Source organism: Magnetofaba australis IT-1 (assembly GCF_002109495.1).
In the GTDB taxonomy this organism is placed as follows: domain Bacteria; phylum Pseudomonadota; class Magnetococcia; order Magnetococcales; family Magnetococcaceae; genus Magnetofaba; species Magnetofaba australis.
This window is the reverse complement of record NZ_LVJN01000015.1, coordinates 1-18,550: the sequence shown is the minus strand read 5'-3', so window position 1 is coordinate 18,550 and position 18,550 is coordinate 1. Positions and strand designations below refer to the sequence as shown.

General features: G+C 59.0%; 14 protein-coding genes. 5 read left to right on the top strand and 9 right to left on the bottom strand.

Annotated features, from left to right (window positions below):
• Position 1 precedes the first annotated feature (1 nt).
• The 8 genes from MAIT1_RS02375 to MAIT1_RS02345 form a co-directional block, all read right to left on the bottom strand.
• Positions 2–3,652 carry a BREX-2 system ATPase PglY family protein gene (locus MAIT1_RS02375; protein ID WP_085440420.1) on the bottom strand — a complete coding sequence of 1,217 codons (3,651 nt, stop codon included), beginning with the start codon at positions 3,650–3,652 and terminating at the stop codon, positions 2–4.
• 19 nt (positions 3,653–3,671) lie between these two features.
• Positions 3,672–3,998: a nucleotidyltransferase domain-containing protein gene (locus MAIT1_RS02370; protein WP_085440419.1), complete on the bottom strand. Its 327-nt coding sequence runs from the start codon at positions 3,996–3,998 to the stop codon at positions 3,672–3,674.
• Entirely contained in the window at positions 3,977–4,354 is a 378-nt protein-coding gene (locus MAIT1_RS02365; RefSeq protein WP_085440418.1) for a HEPN domain-containing protein, read from the bottom strand. Before MAIT1_RS02365 ends, MAIT1_RS02370 begins: the two co-directional genes overlap by 22 nt.
• On the bottom strand, positions 4,351–7,959 hold the full coding sequence (pglX, locus tag MAIT1_RS02360) for a BREX-2 system adenine-specific DNA-methyltransferase PglX (RefSeq protein ID WP_085440417.1): 3,609 nt from the start codon (positions 7,957–7,959) through the stop codon (positions 4,351–4,353). Before pglX ends, MAIT1_RS02365 begins: the two co-directional genes overlap by 4 nt.
• A gap of 22 nt (positions 7,960–7,981) precedes the next feature.
• A complete protein-coding gene (locus tag MAIT1_RS21740) occupies positions 7,982–8,134 on the bottom strand; it encodes a hypothetical protein (protein ID WP_158089263.1) in 153 nt (50 codons plus the stop codon).
• Positions 8,135–8,150: 16 nt separating this feature from the next.
• On the bottom strand, positions 8,151–12,383 hold the full coding sequence (pglW, locus tag MAIT1_RS02355) for a BREX system serine/threonine kinase PglW (protein WP_085440416.1): 4,233 nt from the start codon (positions 12,381–12,383) through the stop codon (positions 8,151–8,153).
• Positions 12,384–13,171: 788 nt separating this feature from the next.
• Entirely contained in the window at positions 13,172–13,432 is a 261-nt protein-coding gene (locus tag MAIT1_RS02350) for a hypothetical protein (protein WP_085440415.1), read from the bottom strand.
• 17 nt (positions 13,433–13,449) lie between these two features.
• Positions 13,450–14,046 (bottom strand): ParA family protein, encoded by a 597-nt coding sequence (locus MAIT1_RS02345; protein ID WP_085440414.1) that lies wholly within the window; start codon positions 14,044–14,046, stop codon positions 13,450–13,452.
• A 901-nt stretch (positions 14,047–14,947) separates the two neighbouring features.
• Between MAIT1_RS02345 and MAIT1_RS02340 the strand changes: the two genes are divergently transcribed.
• The 4 genes from MAIT1_RS02340 to MAIT1_RS02325 all read left to right on the top strand — a co-directional run bounded on the left by MAIT1_RS02340 (position 14,948) and on the right by MAIT1_RS02325 (position 17,383).
• The gene (locus MAIT1_RS02340) at positions 14,948–15,184 is read left to right on the top strand and encodes a hypothetical protein (RefSeq protein WP_085440413.1); all 237 of its coding nucleotides are present in this window, start codon (positions 14,948–14,950) and stop codon (positions 15,182–15,184) included.
• Positions 15,171–16,004, top strand: coding sequence for a plasmid replication initiator TrfA (gene trfA, locus MAIT1_RS02335; protein WP_085440412.1), 834 nt, complete (start codon positions 15,171–15,173; stop codon positions 16,002–16,004). Before MAIT1_RS02340 ends, trfA begins: the two co-directional genes overlap by 14 nt.
• An 838-nt stretch (positions 16,005–16,842) precedes the next feature.
• Positions 16,843–17,115: a type II toxin-antitoxin system RelB/DinJ family antitoxin gene (locus tag MAIT1_RS02330; RefSeq protein WP_085440411.1), complete on the top strand. Its 273-nt coding sequence runs from the start codon at positions 16,843–16,845 to the stop codon at positions 17,113–17,115.
• Positions 17,102–17,383 carry a type II toxin-antitoxin system YafQ family toxin gene (locus MAIT1_RS02325; RefSeq protein WP_085440410.1) on the top strand — a complete coding sequence of 94 codons (282 nt, stop codon included), beginning with the start codon at positions 17,102–17,104 and terminating at the stop codon, positions 17,381–17,383. The genes MAIT1_RS02330 and MAIT1_RS02325 overlap by 14 nt, the downstream gene beginning before the upstream one ends.
• 93 nt (positions 17,384–17,476) lie before the next feature.
• On the opposite strand, the gene MAIT1_RS02320 is transcribed toward MAIT1_RS02325, so the two are convergent.
• Entirely contained in the window at positions 17,477–17,758 is a 282-nt protein-coding gene (locus MAIT1_RS02320) for a hypothetical protein (RefSeq protein ID WP_085440409.1), read from the bottom strand.
• A 506-nt stretch (positions 17,759–18,264) separates the two neighbouring features.
• Here MAIT1_RS02320 and MAIT1_RS02310 point away from each other — a divergent pair.
• On the top strand, positions 18,265–18,550 hold a 286-nt coding region (locus tag MAIT1_RS02310), incomplete at its 3' end, for a transposase (protein ID WP_085440407.1).

Sequence of the window (18,550 nt, the reverse complement as noted above, 5' to 3'; positions counted from 1 at the left end):
TCTACTCCTCTTCACCCTCAATACGCACTTCGATGGTCATCTCTGCGTTGGGATGTTTGCTCAATTCCGCCTCCAACTCTGTAAGCATCTGCTTGGCCTCGGCGCCGCGCAGGCGTGTCTTAGGCAGCGCCTTGAATGTACGCCGGCCAGGCGTCGACGGCGGTGTTGAAGGCTCAGGCGGTTGAGCGGGAGCTTGGAGCGCAGACGGCGGTTTGAGCAATAGCAGCGCCTCTTTTTCAGCCGCTTTGATGGCGCCGCCAAGCGGCTCGATCAACTCATCACGGGTCAACGCCTCCATGATCTTTTGGCGGTTGAACTGCGCCTTCTCGCCCGGCACAGCCCATGCCATTTCCAGCAGCTCCCAATTGGCGAACTCCAACGCGCTCAGCACATCTCGGGCCTTTTTCAGGCTCGTCCCCAACGCTTCGTCACTGGTTGGCGATGTCCACTCCGACAGTACTGTTATCCGGCTGTTGGCGTCGCTGCGTTTGAGTTTTTCCAAGAGCGTCAATGCCGCATCGGCGCTGCGTCGTCGGTCGGCTTCAGCGGAGAGATCAAACGCCTCCAAGCGCGAGCGCAACGCCTTGGCCAATTTGTGGCAGCTCTCCAGGTGCTGCGGAATGAGCGCCTCGATCTGTTTACTCAAATTGACCAGATTGACGGCGTTGCACAGATCCGATTCCACCATGCCGAAAACAGCCCCCACCCGCTCTACAGCGTGCTCCCATTGATCTTGTGTCGGCAGGGTTTGCTGCTCTAAGGTCGCCTCGTCGGGCAGATTGTCTAATGTCGGCTCAATGGGGCCGCCACGCTGGAGAAACACCCGATTGGTCTGCGCGGCAAAGGTGAGAATCAGCAGGTTTTGGGCAATGGCGGGCAGCCCCATGGGCTTGGGGTCGTCACAGCAGGCGCGCAGAGCATGCACGCTAGCCTGCCCACCCTGGCTGGCGATGCGTTTATCGAAATGGACTTTCCAGTAGTTGCCCAGCACAAAGTGGGTTTCATGCATCTCGCCCAATTGCAGTGGGTTGGCCAACTGGCGCATCAGCAGCCGATTGGGTTTCTCCACCGGCGTGCGCCCATCACTTGCTTGCAAAGCCTTCTGCGTCTCTTCCCACACTTTGCGCAGCGTGCTGGTTTTCACCTCCGCTTCAAACAGCGGGTGTGCGGGAAACTGGTGCGCCAGCGCCTGATCGGCCAAGTGCGTGAAAGCCCCTTTCAGATTGGCGCCCACCGGAGGTTGTGGATCAAAAGTGGGGTCCAGGGATTGGAAGTGATCCGCCAGATTGTGCGCGCCATCCAGCGTCCCGGGTTGCGGCGCGGCCACGCCATACGCCCCTTCCAGACTATTGAGCACATGCTGGCGCAGCTGACTGCGTTGATTGTCCATCAAGCTGCGCGCGGAAGCGCGCTCCACTTCCGACAAGTGATTGGCGTAATCGCGGAAGCGGTCATCGCTGGCCAGCACATGCTCCATCTTCACCAGATTGCCCAGATCGGTCTGCACCTCACGACTGAAGAACGTCGGCAGCCAGCAGAGGGTGCGGCTGGGCGCATCGCGGTGACGATCGCGGAAACGCTCCAACGCCGCCAGATCGTCCTGCGGGGTGTGGCCTTCGGCGTCGAAGGGAAAGTCGATCACCAGCTTCCAGCGGTCATGGTCGCTTTTCAGCGCCTCATCGGCCATCTCGCGCACATTGGCGAAGACGATATCCAACGTGCGGGGCGTTCCGCGCCACAGATGGGCCATCTCCACCCCATACAGGCTATCGGAGTCGGCGATGCCGAACTGGGCGAACAGCATTTCGCGGATCTTCTTGGCGCGCGCGCCCGCGTTGTCCACCCCACGGGCTTTCTCGAGGATGGTTTCGATGTCCACCCCGGTCAGTTGCACGGCGATGGTGGGGTTGTTGGGCTCTTCGCCGATTTTGATCTCTCCCACCTTACCGGCCCAGGCGCGGCACTTGCGCAGCGCCATGCTGGTCTCCTGACCGGGGATGGGCGAGCGCACGCTGCCGTGGTTCAGAGCGGTCAAACGGCTGGCGGTGAGCCCCTTGAAACAATCCACCTCGGGGACCAACGCCGACAGCAGCAGGGTTTTGACCAGGCGATCATCGGCTAGAAAGGCGTTGCGTTTGGCGTCGCCTACGGGCAGTTCCCGCACCGCTTCAGCGCGCATGCCGTGCTCGGTTTCGAGCATGGGCAGCAGCTTCTGACGGTAGAGTTTGCGGGCGTTTTCGAAGTGGTGGCGCATCTCGCTGGTGAACGGCTCGGCTTCGTCGGCGATGGCGTCGTAGAGATCCCCCACCGGCACGATTTCGCCCAATTTCAGCGTCTCGCGCTGATTGACCAGCAGTTGAATCATCACCTTAAGCGCGGTGCGCTCCCGTTGCAGCACCGAGGAGAGCGCCACCAGCGCCTGCACCAGCGCCGGGCTGAAGGGGTAGACTTGCTGGAACATGGCGCGGTCGCCCTCGGCGGTGAGCAGAGTGGCGAGCGACTCTTCGCGCATGCGGGTGGAGGTTTCAAAAGCGCTGGCCAACTGCGCCTTGGCGGCCTCGGATTTGGGCTTGAGCACGCGTTTTTGCGCAATCACCGGCAGGTTGCGATCCTCCAGGGTGATCTGGTCGAAGCGCCCCTCCCAATATTTGAGGGTGTCGGCAAAGGAGAGCTGCTGCGCGCCGGGCATGTGTTCGCCCACCAACTCGCGCAGGTCCCGCTGCCGCGCCACAAAGCTGATGATGGGAACCGGGCGTCCGGCTACGCCGGACTCCACCAGTTTGATCACCTTCTGGATTTCACTGCCGACGAACTGCAGATTGGCCACGTGGCTGGCCAGCCACAGAATCAATTCGTCCAGAAACAGGATCAGGCCGTCATAGCCCAGGCTGTGGGCGTGGCGGCTGAGCACGCTGAGCCCCTCCTCGATGGGGATGAACGCCTCCTCCTGGGCGTGGGCCATCTGCGCCTGGGCGGTGAACAGGTTCTTGACCAGATCCCCCACCAGATTGGCGCGCAACGGGCTGCCCGGCGGCTCGGCGATGGCCTGATCGAAGCTTTTCGGCGTCCAGGTCGCCTCCATCTCGCCCCATTCGCTGTCCACTTTGCCCGGACCGTTGATCATGGGAAAGAAGCCGTAATCGCCCAGTTTTTCGCGCAGTTTGATGGCGTCGCGAAACAGCCCTTCGGCCTGATAGACGCCAGGTAGCGGGGCGTCGGGATGCAGCTTGCGCACATGCTTGACGTAGCCGCCGAAGATGGCCGACTCCAGGCTCTTGGCGCCGATCATATGGTAGGGGACCATGAGCAGCTTTTTGCTCTCCATCCACTCGCCATATTTGGCTGCCACCGGGGCCAGTTCCGGGATTGATTTGGCGTCGCGATTGCCTTGCAGCAGCAGATGCAGCACCGCCATGAAGTGGGATTTGCCGGAGCCGAAGCTGCCGTGCAGATAGGCCGCCTTGCTGGAGCCCGCCGCCACCGCGCCTTTAATGAAGGCCGCTGCGTGGTCGAAGCAGTCGCGCAGTTGCGGGGTGACCACGTAATTGCGCAGAGTCTGGTCGGCGTGGTCCACCCCTTCGGTCAGGCGCAGCACGAAGTCGCCTTTGTGGACCCGCTCGGGGATGTCGATGAGTTCTTGAATCAGGGTCATGAATAAAACTCGGATTGAATCAATGGGGCTGAATGATCTGGCCTTCGCGACGGGCGATTTCGATCAGGCCGATTGAGTCATCTTCGCGCCACTGTTGGGCGCCGATGGCCACCGGTTCAATGCGCACATCGGAATCCAACGTCGCCAGCCAGAGGAGGTCCACATCCGCGCTCTTTTTGGGCGCGTCAAACAGGGGAGAGATCACCATTAGATCGATGTCGCTCCACTCGTGTTGCTCGCCGCGGGCAAACGAGCCGTAGAGCACGGCAAATTCTACGGGTACGCCCTGCCGTTTGAGCGCATCCAAGTACCCTTGAACCGTCTCTATAACTGATTGCGCAACCATGTCTGCACCTCTTTGGCCTGTTGCAATAGGATCTCGGTCTCCGCCGCATCGGGCGTGGCCGCCACCTCTTCGGCGTAGCGCCCTTCCAGGCAATGGCGATTCAGTTTGACCAGCAGGGCGCTCTGCTCTTGCCCCAGGGAGAGCGCCGCAATCTGGACCAATCGCAGCAGATTATGGATCTTGGGCGGATGCTCTTGCGTTACCCGCCAGACGTGGGCTTTGAGGATCTTCTCCACGCTCAGATGGAGAAAGAACAGACCATGCCGCCGTTTACCGGCGGTAATCATGATCTCCGCAGCCTCCAGATCCTCATCAGATCCCGTGCGCCAATGGTCAATCTGTCGTTGCACGTTCATGATTTATTGCGCCCCCCTTTGCGTATGGCGGCTTTGGGCGGCTGCCAGGCTTGCGTCTGCTCTGGGGTGAGGCCCAGGGCGCGGCGCTCTTCGTCCAGGAAGCCGGCGAAATGGTCGCCCATGCGCACCCCATAGAGGGGGTCCAATTCATTATGCCACTGTTTGAGCCAGGGGATGAGCTCCGCCAGCCCCAGCAGCAGCGGGGTGAGGCGTTCGGGCTCCCACCCTTCGCCCTCCTTCCTGGCGATATAATAGCCGGAGAGCGCCTGCGCCTGTTGCAGGGGATTCCAGCCCGCCCAGCACACCACGGAGGTGGGGTCGCCGATCTTTTCACAGTGGGGGTAGAGCACAAAGCGCTCTTTGGGCACATCCAGCTTACCGCGCAGCTTCCACCAGTGGGGTTTGAGAAAATCCGCCGCCGCGTATTTGGGCGGGACCGGGATCTCCCCGACATCCTCGCCGGCGTCCTCGCGGCGTTGCAGATCCCAGGTTGCCTCCCAGTCGGCGCGCTTGCGCAGGCCCGAGGGCTTATAGCGTAGGATCGGCAGGAACGGGACCGCCTCTTCCAATACCAGTTCCTCGACCAGTTTGGTCAGGTCGAAGTCATCGCGGCCGCGATAGAGCGTGGCGACCTGTTGGAACGCGGCGTCGTGATGCAGCTGGTCGGCGATGCGGGCGACGCTGGTCAGTTCCGGCGTATCGGTTTGCCACAGGGGCATGGCTTCGATGCGGTCCAAGAGCCAGCCGCGCAGGGCGCGCTGTTCTTGCTCCTCCCAGGACTCCAGGTTCCAGCGCCGTTTGTACTCCGGCTGTTCGATGAGGCGGATATTGTGGTTCTGTGCGATGGCCTCCAGGCGCTTTTGCACCGTGTTCTTATACTCATCTGGCCAGTCATCTGGGATCTCCGTGATCGGCGTGGAGCCGTGGCGCTGGAACCAGGTGGTCTCCAGTTCGCCCGCGGCGATTTTGCGCCCCATGGCGATCTCAAACGGGCGTTCGCCCAGTTCGATGATGGGCGGTTCGCCGGGATAGGTGAGGTCTTGGTCGATGACGCCGTAGAGGCGGTAGCAGTCCCAATCCAGCTCCTCTTGCCGCGCGATCATCTGGCCCAGCAGGTTCTCGGCCTCCACGCGTTTGGCGTCCAGCGCTTCGCGGGGCATGGGCAGTTGCGGGGCCAACTGCGCGGGCAGGCAGGCTTGGCGCTGCTGGGCCAGTTGCTCCAACTGAGAGGCGAGGGTTAGAGGCTTCTCTTCTGGAACGGGATAGCTCTTGAGACCGGTGCCGGTAAATTCGTAGAAGTTCTCAAACTCCACCGTGGTCTGCCGCGCGCCCTTCTGGTCAACGGTGCTGCCTTTGTTATGGAAGGTCTGCTTCATCCAGAAGCAGGCGGTAGAGCTATTGAGCAGCCCCAACAGGGCCAGGTGGTCCGCTTCGGTAGCCTCCGGGGGCAGCTTGATCACCGGGGCAGTGCGATTAAAGACCTTGCCGCCCCGATCCAGCACAAAATGGTTATGGGTGGCGACAAAGGCAAATGTAATTGAAAGAGGACGTAAAAATCTCCTTCTATTAAAACGACTCCACTCAAACCAAGTTAACCCGATTTCTCGGTGGTTACCGTGTGGCTCTCTTCGGAGCCAGAGAGATGTGCGATGCGGCCAAAGAAAGCGTCGAACAGCTTCTCCCTTTGGCCCTTCATCTGCCTCTAACCGGTCGTTATATGGGAAAATTGTTGTCAGTGGGTCTCGTATACCCAAATCCCTTACGCAATCTCCAATTACATTTTCTATGATAAAATCGCTTGTAATTCCTCTAGAACTAAGGGCATGGCGTGGATTGAAATAAACGTCATCTGCACGCGTCACACAAACAAATCCAGTATCTTCAATATATTCATCTACAACTTTAGACGAATTGCGCTCAACCAGTTCTTTGAGATCTGCTGCGCCGCCCCCGCCCAAACTCCAAGGATGGGTTTCAAACGTCGGCCGTTCGGTCTCCACCACGCTGATAAACTCATTCTCGGAACCAGGCTGGTCGATCATCGCCACAATGGATGACCACACCTTTCCCTTAGCTGCATCATCGGGCGTCCCGGGTTCGCCGCGAATGCCCTGCACCGTGCGCACGGTGGATAAAACCGGCGGGCGATGCTGGCCAAACAGAAGCACAGTCGGCGTGCCGTGGCCGGGAATATAGGCCCCGCTGGTGTCGATGACGGTATCCAGATCCACGGTCTTGAAGAAGGATTCGATCAACTTTTTGCCAAACTCCCGCTTCATGAAAGAGTTGGCGGTGATCATCCCCACCCGACCCGCTGGCGCGCCCCCCTCCCCTGTCACGGCCAGGTCAAAAAAGCGCTCGGTGAACGGCACGCCCAACGAATACTGCCGATGGCAGGCGTCATAACGCTCCCGATAGGCCTGATTGAGCGCCTTGTCCTTGGGGGTGATGTAGGGCGGGTTGCCCACCACCGCGTGGTACTGCTGGCCCAGGATCTCTTTGAGCGCCGCACGGTCCTCGGTCTCCAGCACGCTGGCCAGGGGGTCCACAAACCCCTCCGCGCCATGGAAACTCGTCTGCAACATACCGCCGCCACGACGAAAGCGCGGCCCGTGCAGCAGCGAATCCCCCACCGCCAGATGGAGGGTAAAACCCGGCGCATCGGCAATGGTGCGCACCCGCTCCCCTTCCGCCTGCTTGACCCGCTTTAACGCCGCGATCATCAAGCGAAAGCGCGCAATGGCCACCGCGTAGGGGTTCAGATCCACCCCCCACACCCCATCCAGCGCCTTTTGCGCCCAGATTCGGGCATGGCCGTTGGCGTCCTCCCGGCTCCAGCGCTCATACAGCCGCTCAAACGCCCCTAACAGAAAGTGGCCCGAGCCGCAGGTGGGGTCGATCAGGCGCACCGCTTTCAAGCCAAACGCGTCCAGCGCCGGGGTCAGGGTGCGGTCGAGGATGAATTCCTCGACAAACTCCGGCGTCTGCAACAGCGCATAGTGCTTGCGGATGTTCTCGGAAAGGTCCTGATAGAGATCGCCCAGAAAGCGGGTGCTCCACGCGGGGTCGGTAAAATCGTGGATCAATTCGCCGCTGCTCGGATCGATGGCGCGCCAAAAGTCGAGCAGCGCCGCCGCGCCGTCGCCGCTGGGCATCAGCCGCCATAGGGGGTTGAAGCGGTGGTCGAACAGCGCCGCCACCGCTGCATGGCGCGCCGCCTCGTCGAACAGCGCCAGCAGATAGTCGCGGTCCGAGTGGCTGGGGTGTTGGCGGAAATAGAGCGTATGCCGATCCAGCGCCAACTGCCGCCGGTTATCGGCCTCATGGGTCGGCCCGGACAAACCGGGCTTCTCGATCAGCCGGTTATCCTCCAGAAAGCGGATAAACACCCCCGCCAGTAGCCACGCCGCCGCCGCCTGGGTCACCTGCTCATCGCGCCACGTCGCCCAGGTCGCGCCGGTGCGCCCGCCATCGCGGGCCCCTTGATAGAGCCCCTCCAGCCGCGCCCGCTCCTCGGCCACCTCCTCCAGCCGCTCGCGGATATCCGCCTCCAGCTTGGGCAGATGGGCTTTGAGATCCTTCAACAATCTGGCGGCGTTGATCATGGCGTAGCGTCATCCACAGCGTTCAACTGTCATCATCATCCCCCCCGAAAAGCCAGGAGATGCCCAAAATCACCAATATCACACGAAACAGCGGAAAACGCAGCAGTGACAAGAGAAGATATGACGCGGCCCACAGAATCAGAAAAAGAGCAAGCAAAACGACAAAAGCCTCCATTGCGCCCTTCCTTACGTCATTTTGAAGCGATCCACCCATCGGGCACGCGCGCCCACTGGTTGGGCGTAATCACCGGAACCGCCTGACCATTGATGGCCGGTCCAGCGCTCTGGCCATCGGCGGGGATCACCATCCATAGCCCCGGCAACCCGTGCGGGCGCTGCGTCTGCTCCAACAGGCGGCTCACCAGGCCCATCTGGTCATAGCGGGCCAACAGACCGGGGTCGGTCAGCACAGCGGTGCGCTGTTGATCCAGCAGCTTCTGCTCAATGCGCGGCATGGCCAGAGTCACCAAGCCCATCAATTTTCCCCAGTGCGCCCCGGTCGCGCCCTCGGCGTCGGCCTCCAGAATCACCTCCCAGCGTTTGATCCCCTTCTCCTGCGCCACCGCCTTGAGCGCATCCAGCAGCAGCGCGTCCAGACTGTAGACAGGCAAATCATAGAGCGCCTCAAGCCGCGCCGCCACATCCACCGCGTGTTTGGGCGGCGTGAGCAGCGCCAGGAAAGCGCCCTCTTGGGCCGCGCGGTCCAAGCGCTGCTGGAACGCCTCCGCCTCCGCCTCTTTTGGTGAGACGCCGCCCTCACCCTTCGGCCCCTCCCCGTCATCCGCTGTGGACCGACGGGTGGTCATGCTGGTGTGCAGCGTGGTGAAATCAGGGATAATGGCCTTGTAGATTCCTTCGCCGCCCGGCCCTTCGGTGGGCGTCCACACAAACCGGCAACCCGCCTCGTCCAACAGCGTATCCAGTTGCGGGCGCTCCGGTAGGGATTCGGCCTCTGGATAGCGCCCCTCCACGCGCTCTCGCACCTGGGCGATGGTCAGCTCCTTGGCCCCCAGCAACGCCCCCTGCGCCAGTTTCAGGGCCCGTGCTGCGGAGAGTCCTCGGGGATAGATCTCCTGCCTACTGGAAACGGCGGCCGAACCACTGACCGCAACCGCCAACTTGAGCAACCGGCTGCTGGCCAGAACGGGCGCATCCTCTGGCAACCGCTCCAACTGCAACGCCTCCACCACACGCGCAGGCGTTGGCAACGGATCCTGCGCGGCCAACGCATCGGCCCGCTTGCCCAAGCGCATCGCATAGTCGGCCAACTCCTGGCCGCGATCCTCTTTATCCAAGGCAAGCAAGAGCTGCTGGCCACTGCGTCGCTCGACCCACCGGGGCTCCTTCATATCCCGTTCGATTTCCAACGCGGCGCGCGTTACGGCCTGGGCGATACGGGAGCGCTCCGGCTCCTGCTGGGCCGATCCGCGACGCACCAACACCGCTTCGCCAAGCTCACGCAGGGTCATCACGCCGCCGCTGGAGGCCAGCAGTTCGGCGATCTCCGTGCGCAACGCCGTCAAGGTGGGAATGCGCTTGCCCCAGCGTTTGCGCGCCGTGTTCAGAATTTGACTGATTCGTCCCCGCGACACACCGACCGCTTGGCTGATGTCCAACTGTCCCGGCCACATGGAGAGGCTCTGTTCGCGGCGAGTCGCCGGCAACTCATCCAGCCCCAGGTGCAGTCGCAAAGCGCGCCCCGTCGTCTCCGAGTCCGCACGAGTCGGTTTGGGAATGAGCTGATGGACCAACAGGTCGATGCTCTGGACCTCGGCTTCGACTTCGACTGCGGACTCTTCTGTCTTGGCGGGTGAGCCTGTGGGCGGAGTCGCCCCTTGTTGCTCTGGGAAGCGCTGACTGAGTCGCCGATGCGCCTGAGTCAACTCTTTCTGCGTCTCACGCCCCACCCCGCGCATGCGGGAAAGTCGGAAGATGTGAATGCCAAGCAGCTCAGAAACCGTCCTGGCGTCCATGCGCTCCAAAGCGCTCAACGCCCTATCGCTGAATGGCAGGCTTGCCAAAGGCGTGTCCAGGGTGAGGGTCGAGACGTGGCTCTGCCAATCCGCTTCGACCCCAGAGCCGCTTCGTTGCTCGGCCAGCTCCACCTCACGAAACAGGTGGCTGAAGGCTTTGAGCATCTCCTCACAGGTGTCATATCGGCGCTTGGCGTCCCGCGCCAGCGCCTTGGCGAAGAAACTGCTGAGGCCCTCACGCAAGGAGGGTTCAAACAGCTCGCCATCAATGGTGACTTCGCAATCCAACAGCGCCGGATCGCTGCGACCATCGCCCCACTTAGGCAGGGCGCCAGTGGCCATCTCATAAAGGGTCATCGCCGCAGCAAAACGCTCGGCGTGAAGATCCCAGCGACGGCGGGATGGCGTATTGAGGAATGGATCCAGATAGGGCGGCGTGCCAGCCCGGATGTTCTCTGCTGATACGCGCGCCAAAGAGAAATCAAATAGAACCAGATGCAACTTGCCCGTGCCGCCAGACGCCACCAATCCCAAGTTGCCAGGCTTGATATCCCGGTGGGAAATACCGTGTTCCTCCAGATGATTCAGCGCTTGGAGCAGATCCCCGCCAAATCTCTCCAGCAACTCTGAATGGATTCGGCCCTCTTTACGAATCCGTTCGTCCAATGTCCCCTTGCTGGCGAATTGGAGCAGCAGGCCCCGATATCCACTGACCTCAACCGCCCCTTCCAGGGCGATGATGCCTGAATGACGGATCTCCTCCAGGACCTGGGCCTCTTCCTGAATACGATCGTTATGCGCGTACTCAGCCGCCAGTTTCAGGACCGTCTGTTTGCCATCTCTCTCGACCAGAAATGCGATGGATGTCGCCCCACGCCCCAGGCGTTTCTTAACCAGAAACCCGCCTTCCAGCACATCCCCGACGCCCGCTTCGATAGGCGTGCGCGTGGTGGAGCCCTCTCCATCAGGCCGGGTAGTTTCCTCTTCAACTTCATCCAACAGATCGAAGAAGTCTTTGAGCGCATCAATGCGCAAACTGGCGTCACGATGGGTCGCGTACTGGATGAGCTCCTGGAGTTTTTCCCCAGCGCCATCCATCACAGATGAGATCTGCAAACCGTCCTGCTCAGACAGTTTGTCCACCAATCCATAAATGTTTTGCGCAGGCGGCTGCCCAGAGAAGATGTGATAAGCAATGGCGCCAAGAGAGAAGATATCCAACTCCTCTCCACTTGCCGAAGGGTCTGTATGAACCTCCGGGGCCAAATAGACCAATCCGGCATCATCCACCAAATCCTGAACGTGGCGGGTGGCCGTGAAGCCTTGGCTTGTGGCGCTCTCGATCTGGCGGCGGGCGGTTTGCCAATTGAGGATTTTAATACGAGGCAGATCAGACTCAGGATCAAGAACCAGAATGCTTTGTGGATTCAGAGCTCGATGGATCAAGCGCTTCTGGTGAGCATAGCTCAAGCCTTCGCCGATTTGGCGAAGCAGATGCAGCTTCTGCTCCATGCTCAAAGATTTGCTGTGTTGGACCAGGAAGTGATCGAGCCGAATGGCGCCCGGATGATGTTCGAAGATCAGCGCTGGGCCCAGCTCATGCTCAACATAGTTCTCAGCACGCAAGATCCCCACATGATCAATGCCTTCAAGAATCTGGAACTCTCGCTGGGCGGCGCGGATAATCGCTTCCCTCACTCCAGGCTCTTTAGAGGAAACAAGGTAAATGCGCACCCTGCGACGTATTTTTTCCAGCTCAACGTGCTGAGCTTCCCACTCTTGATAGATGTCCTCTTCAACCAGGAGTTGCCCCAGTTGGTATTGGCCGACCTTGCGGAATTTATTGGAGCGCCGGATCCCTGCCTCTTCAATTGCGCGGCTAATCTTCTTGGCTATGGGTTTATCCAGGCGCTGGTAGCGTCGGACCTCTTCTGGCGTCAGCGCTTTGGTCAAAGCGTGAATAATGCCTCGACGGGCAGGCCGGTCGCCCTGCTCATCTCGATCTCGGAGCCAGACACCTGTTCGAGCATGATCATCCAGATCACATTTCAGATTGGGATCGGAGCAAAAGACCAGTGCGGACAAAAAGGGAAGTCGATCCCCTCGCATTGCCTTTTGACGTTTCAGAAGGGAAACCAGCTTTTTTGATTTGCGATTGGTTAGGATGAGGGGGTTGTCATGGACGTATTCACGCCCATCGGTAACCCAAACCCAAGCGCCAGCATTGCCCGTTAAGCGGCCTGGACGGCTTTTGATTTCAACGAGGAAGAAGCCTTTAGGAGTTAAGACCAGAAGATCCACTTCATTAATGGACCCATCATCGGCAATAAACTCAAAATTGGACCACGCTCGGTACGGCTCGTGATCCGGCAGTTGTTGCCGAATGAACTCAAGCGCTTCTCTCTCCCAGGCAAACTCAGAGGGGGTGATTTCGGTCCAAAATTTGTCCATATACTTCCTACCAGAAATCAATTAACAGTCTGAACTCAAGTCACTTTTCGCCACTCACTTTCTACTACTATAAAGCCTTTTCCATAGATGAAACTTTTGCGACAAAGTCCCCTTCCCTAGCCCGGATATTTCATGAATCTCAGACGCCCTTGCTTGATCTTTGATCCAAAAGGGGAATTTCCTCCTTTGCGAAGGCAATAAGCATTCGCCGTAGTCGAAAATCCCCCTTTTGGATCAAATCTCTACGCAATCATCGTAGAGATTCATGAAATATCCGGGCTAGCCGCCAGATCCCGAACGACTCCTCACCTGACATATGAAATAAGTGGGGATGTGATGTTTGCCATACTTCCAGATGCTCATTGGATCGTCTGTGCCTTAGATGGTGTCGTCATGAGAGGCAAAAACGGGGCATGCTTTGCATTCTCCGTCTCAAAATGGCGCCTTTGTCGTTGCGCCTCACTCCTTGAGGGCGGCTCAAGTCGATCGGCGCGCCTAAAATGCGCTCATTTTGAGCCAGAAGCCCGAGATTTGCCTCTCATGACGACACCATCTATTTCGGGTCAGATCCGCCCTGAATGGCCAGGATAGCCAGAGGACTCTTTCCACAAAACGGGGCTCCATTCTGGCGTCCATCTTCAGTCTGATAGAGATGAACCTTGGCGACAAGAGCGAATTGCTCGTTTATCTGACGCCGTATGAAACATGCTGGGCAACTATCCGGAACTTCGAGATAGTTGCCCCTTCAAACCAAAGGCGACTGGATCCTGAGAGTGTTTGGCTGGGCATCATTCGCCCAGCATGCCGGCGTCCTGCATCAGATAGCGCACGTGGGTGGCGATGGGCATGCCCCGGGGCAGACCCTTGGTTAAGGCCGCCATCTCTGATGGGGTCAAACGCAACTCCAAGCGCTCGCTCTGACGTTCGGCGACGTCTTTTTTCGCCGCGGTCGACTTGGCCTTGGGCTCCGGCGTCGCCGCTACCGATTGCAGCGCGCCCGCTTGCGGTTTACGAAACGCGTTGAGATCAAATTTCTCTGCTTGGCTCATGAGACTCCCCTCCCCTGTTAAACCGGTTGCAGCAAATAGCGCGAGAGCGCGTCAAATTGTGTCGCCACCGCATGATACGCGCGATTCATCAACTTGTTGTCCGCCATCTGTTGGCGGATGGAGCGCCCATCCCGCATGGCATAGGAGAATCCCTTGCTGCGCTTGATGGGGAAAAACTGGGTTTTGGCGTCCACCACCTCCAACCCCACCAGAATATTGATGATGCGCATGGCGTCATCATCGCGATCCAATCGGTTGGGCACGACCACCAGATTGGGATTGTGCTGACGGATCTCCGCAATGGCCTGGGCGGTGACTTGAATGTCGTTATCCTCGTCCAGAACCGGCACCACCACATGACTCACCCGCGTCAGCACTGGGATGATGCGCGGATCGATGTAGCCGCCCAGGTCATACGCCACCGGGGCATCGCCGGGAATCTCCGGGAATGGCTCGCCGGGCCCCACCTTGAGAATCTTCCCCTCTGGCAACGCCCGCTCCAGCTGGGTATACAGATCGTTGGTGACAATGGCGTAATCATGCTGCAGCGCAAAATTGACCGCCAAAGAGGTCTTGCCAACCCCCCCCTTGATGTTGAAAAACGCAATGGACATCGGTCCCCTCCCCTCACTGGGATTCTGAAAACGCCAAGACATTGGCGATAGCGTCATGGAATTCGCGGAATGCGCGGCGTATACCGCGAATTCCGCTTATCCTGCTTACGCGTTGCAATCCGCTTGCCACGCGCATCCGGCGCGCCCGGCTGATCCGGCGCGTTCCGCGCTCTCCGTGCATGCGGTTCGCTCCGCTCATTCCGCGCCTACCGCTTGATCCGATTACGCGGAATAAGCCGCGCATTCCGCTCACTCCGCTATTGCCGGTCATTCCGTACACCCCGCGCGCCCGGTGCGTCCGGCTCATCCCGCGCCTACCGCGTATCCGGTTTGCTCCGCGCATTCCGCTTGTTCCGATCACGCGGGATATCCCGCGCACTCCGCTCACTCGGCTTATGCCGCTCGTCCCGCGCGCGCGGTGCGTCCGGCCCATTCCGCGCCTACCGTGCATACGGTTCGTTCCGCTCCTACCGCTTGATCCGATCACACGGGATATCCCGCGCGTTCCGCTCACTCCGCTTATGCCGGTCATCCCGCGCGCCCGGTGCGTCCGGCCTATTCCGCGCCTACCGCGTATCCGGTTAGCTCCTCGCATTCCGCTTGTTCCGATCACGCGGGATATCCCGCGTATTCCGCTTATGCCGCTCGTCCCGCGCGCCCGGTGTGACCGGATCATTCCGCGCCTACCGCGTATCCGGTTCGCTCTGCACATTCCGCTTGTTCCGATCACGCGGGATATCCCGCGTATTCCGCTTATGCCGCTCGTCCCGCGCGCCCGGTGTGACCGGATCATTCCGCGTCAACCGCGCGCCCGTTCCGCCCCGCGCACTCCGCGCGTTGTCCTTGACTCGCACTTTGCGAGTCATTCAAGATGTGAACCCTCAGGTGGGAGGGGAACACGATGAAAGAGATGTTGAAACAGGCGATGGCGGCGGGTCGGCCCATTATTCTGGAGGCGGGCAACGCCGAAGAGGTCAAAGTGATCGGTGGAACGGCGCGCACGGTGGGTAGACGCCTGGGGGTTGAGGTGCGCACCGAATCCGTGCTGGTGGCCAGCCCAGGCGGGATGTCGCTGGCGCGCGGCGTGCGCATTACGGTGAGCGCGAAAGGGGAGGGGGGTGATCATGGCCAGGCGTGATCAGGCGCTTTCGAAAACAGGGGAGGGGGATCAACTGACCCTGGCGCTGCCCTATTGGCCCGATACGGATCGCGCCGCGCCGCGTCCGTTTTTGCTTTCGGGACTGTTCCCAGTGGTGAAACGCGGAACGCGACGGCGTTTGGAGTCGGAGGAGGTGGCGGTCTGGGGGGATCACATTTTGCGGGTAACGGGTCAACAGATGGATCAGGGGGATCTGGATACGCTGCTGGAATTGCTGCATCGGGCGCGTAGTCAGGAGACCACGGCGCCGGTGGAAACGTCGGCGCGGGAACTCTTGCGCTGTATGGGGAAGAAGACCGGCGGCACACAGTGCACCTGGTTGGGGCAATCCATCGAGCGCTTGCAGAATAATTCCATACAGATCACCTCCAATGGTCGCGCCACCTATCAGGGCTCCCTGATTCAGGAGTTTTTGCGCGACGAAAAAACGCAAGCGTATAAGATCGTGCTCAACCCGCGCTTGGCGGAGATGTTTGGCGGGGGCAACTATACCCGGATGATCCAGGAGGTGCGCCAAGCGCTGAAAACCGATCTGTCCAAATGGCTGTATGGGTATGTGAACTCCCATCGCGCGACATTGGAGAATCCGCATCGGGTGAAATTGTCGACGCTCAAACCCCTGACGGGATCCCGCGCGACGGACAAGAAGTTCCGCGAGATGTTGCGGGCTGGTCTGGAGCAGTTGAAGGAGCAGGGCGTTTTGGCGGATTGGGAGATTACGGCGCAGGGGGTGGTGGTGTTAACCCGACCTGAGCGCGCGGTGGTCCCTGAAACGCCGCGCCTGGGCTATGGTCCCTGAAACGCCGCACTTGGTCATGGTCCCTGAAACGCCGCACCGAGCTGTGGTCCCTGAAACGCCGCACCGGGCCTTGGTCCCTGAAACGCAGCACCGGGCCTTGGTCCCTGAAACGCCGCACCGGGCCTTGGTCCCTGAAACGCCGCACCAGGCTTTGGTCCCTGAAACGCCGCACTGGGCTTATGGTCCCTGAAACGCCGCACTTGGACCTTAGCCCCTGTAACGCCGCATCCAGCGATGACCTGTTGCAGAACACACGAATAGGCTTCTGTAATCGCTTGAATTATTCCGCCTGTGGATAAAATGTGGATAACTTCCAGAGAGGGGATTTTGTCTGCGGCGTTTCAGGGGCCGATGTATGGCATAGCAGGGACCACAATGCGGCGTTTCAGGGGCCGAAATGCGGCGTTTCAGGGACCCTGTGGATAAATTAACATAATTCCTTCATATAGTTATAGGCGTTCTTTCGACCCTTATCCGTTCTTTATCCAAAATTTAAACGGTCTTTAATCAGTAGTAATTGGCAAAACAGGACATAATATTTTTGAGAGCGAACAGTCTGTCGGATTTACCACGAACTTTTCAGATTCAGTCCGGTACGTGTCAATCGGGCTTTGAACTCGGAACTATGATTCTTCCGCTGTTGTTTGCTCATCTCTGACCCTCCTCTTGAGAGGCAGAGTGTAGCTTATCCTGCTGTGTCAGGAACGGGGTCCACCTTAGTCTGAGTAGACTCGGAATATCGGGATGCACGTCTGCATCAACGTTAAGAATGACTTCTGGACATGGATTTGCTATTGTAGTCACAAATAGACTACAAACTGGCCGCAGGGGGACCTATATGAGCACCGCCGCCAATTCAGCCTACGTTCGCGCTCGAATAGATACCGAGACCAAGGAACGTGCTACCGATGCGCTCAACGCAATGGGGCTTTCTGTCTCAGATGCGATCCGGATGCTGATGGTTCGCATAGCCACAGAGCACCGTTTGCCATTCGAGGTGAAGGCGCCCAATGCTACGACCATAGAGGCGATTGCAGAGCTTGAATCAGGAAAAGCCGAGAAATTTGCGAGTGTGGACGATCTGATGGCCGATCTTCATGCGGACGATTGAGCGCAGTTCCACCTTCAAACGTGATTTTAAGCGTGAGGCTAGGGGAAAGCACCGGAATGTGCTTGATGGGGATTTGAGGGCTATTCTGGGAGCTTTGGCCAATGACCAGAGCCTTGCAGCCAAATTCCGCGACCATGACCTTGGTGGGAACTGGGCAGGGTATCGAGAATGCCATATCAAACCCGATTTACTCCTCATTTACCAAAAGCCAAATGACAATACCCTCAAACTGGCCCGTCTTGGTTCGCATAGCGAACTGTTCGGGTAATTATGCCTTTACATAACCTTTACGTAGGAAATCCCCCGGCTTTTCCGGGAAGACAGCAGCAGTTAGACGTATCCGGGAGCCCACGAGATATATTTATTGGCCTTGGTTTGCCGCGACTTCGGCAAAATGTTGAGCTCGTTGGAGGTTTCGAGCGCCATTGACAGAAGAGCGGAAGCGCACTTTCTGCTCCGTCAGAATAGCTCGCCGATCACACACCCGGGGCACGCGAACCGAAATCGCTCCCACCCCCGTCTGTACGCTGCGTTCCCGCAAATAGCCATAGCGCACAATCTGCTGACGCCCCGCTTCGTCGACTTCTGCGATGTATTGCGCCAGCAGCGCCGCCACCTCCGCCTCAACGGCCTGATGAATCAATCAACGCGCCCCTCTTGGCGAATCACCTCCGTGAGTGGGTCATTTGGCGCTTGTGCTGCCGCACGTTGAGCAACAACGCTACCCTTCTTTATGGCGTATCCTTTCCTTGTGGATTCTCGAGGATGCTCGGCAAAGCGCCACCAGGATACGCCGCCTGATCACATCCCGCGCATACACAGATTTTGATCATATCTCGGTCGTTGCGTCAGAAAATCCCTCGCTTTCTTGTTGAGCAGATTTCTCTGGCAGTCCGAACACGGACCGCTCTTTGGTGTTTGTGAGGTAGCGATCCATAATGTGGAAGATCCGCTCTTCACTCCAGCCATTCTCTCCTTGATCAATTTGGCTCTGTAACCACCGTCCCATGACGCCGTTGCGAAGGGCTATCTTTTTCTCATGCTCCCTTTTTAGCTGCGCCTGGAGAGCCTTCTCCTCTTTTGTTTCGGTTCAGATGGAAAATGACAAACCAATCGTTCATAATGTAGAGATATTGAGCGGAGGTTTGTATGGAACGGAAGAAGCGGAGATTTACGGCTGAGCAGAAGGTAGGCTATGTGCGCCGTCACCTGGTCGAGAAGGTGGTTCTCTCGGATCTGTGCGACGAGGCGGGCATTCAGCCCAGCCAGTACTATCGCTGGCAAAAGGCTTTGTTTGAGAACGGCGAAGCGGCCTTGTCTGACAAACGCGGCCAAAAGGCTTGTGACCGACAGATTGCCGAACTAGAAGCGAAGTTGGCAACCAAAAATGAAGTTATGTCCGAGCTTCTTGAGGCGCATGTTGCGCTAAAAAAAA

What these genes read in the sequence shown, in the direction of transcription:
- MAIT1_RS02375 (WP_085440420.1), bottom strand. Translation starts at nt 3,652, where the DNA reads ATGACCCTGATTCAAGAACTCATCGACATCCCCGAGCGGGTCCACAAA.
- MAIT1_RS02370 (WP_085440419.1), bottom strand. Translation starts at nt 3,998, where the DNA reads ATGGTTGCGCAATCAGTTATAGAGACGGTTCAAGGGTACTTGGATGCG.
- MAIT1_RS02365 (WP_085440418.1), bottom strand. Translation starts at nt 4,354, where the DNA reads ATGAACGTGCAACGACAGATTGACCATTGGCGCACGGGATCTGATGAG.
- pglX (WP_085440417.1), bottom strand. Translation starts at nt 7,959, where the DNA reads ATGATCAACGCCGCCAGATTGTTGAAGGATCTCAAAGCCCATCTGCCC.
- MAIT1_RS21740 (WP_158089263.1), bottom strand. Translation starts at nt 8,134, where the DNA reads ATGGAGGCTTTTGTCGTTTTGCTTGCTCTTTTTCTGATTCTGTGGGCC.
- pglW (WP_085440416.1), bottom strand. Translation starts at nt 12,383, where the DNA reads ATGGACAAATTTTGGACCGAAATCACCCCCTCTGAGTTTGCCTGGGAG.
- MAIT1_RS02350 (WP_085440415.1), bottom strand. Translation starts at nt 13,432, where the DNA reads ATGAGCCAAGCAGAGAAATTTGATCTCAACGCGTTTCGTAAACCGCAA.
- MAIT1_RS02345 (WP_085440414.1), bottom strand. Translation starts at nt 14,046, where the DNA reads ATGTCCATTGCGTTTTTCAACATCAAGGGGGGGGTTGGCAAGACCTCT.
- MAIT1_RS02340 (WP_085440413.1), top strand. Translation starts at nt 14,948, where the DNA reads ATGAAAGAGATGTTGAAACAGGCGATGGCGGCGGGTCGGCCCATTATT.
- trfA (WP_085440412.1), top strand. Translation starts at nt 15,171, where the DNA reads ATGGCCAGGCGTGATCAGGCGCTTTCGAAAACAGGGGAGGGGGATCAA.
- MAIT1_RS02330 (WP_085440411.1), top strand. Translation starts at nt 16,843, where the DNA reads ATGAGCACCGCCGCCAATTCAGCCTACGTTCGCGCTCGAATAGATACC.
- MAIT1_RS02325 (WP_085440410.1), top strand. Translation starts at nt 17,102, where the DNA reads ATGCGGACGATTGAGCGCAGTTCCACCTTCAAACGTGATTTTAAGCGT.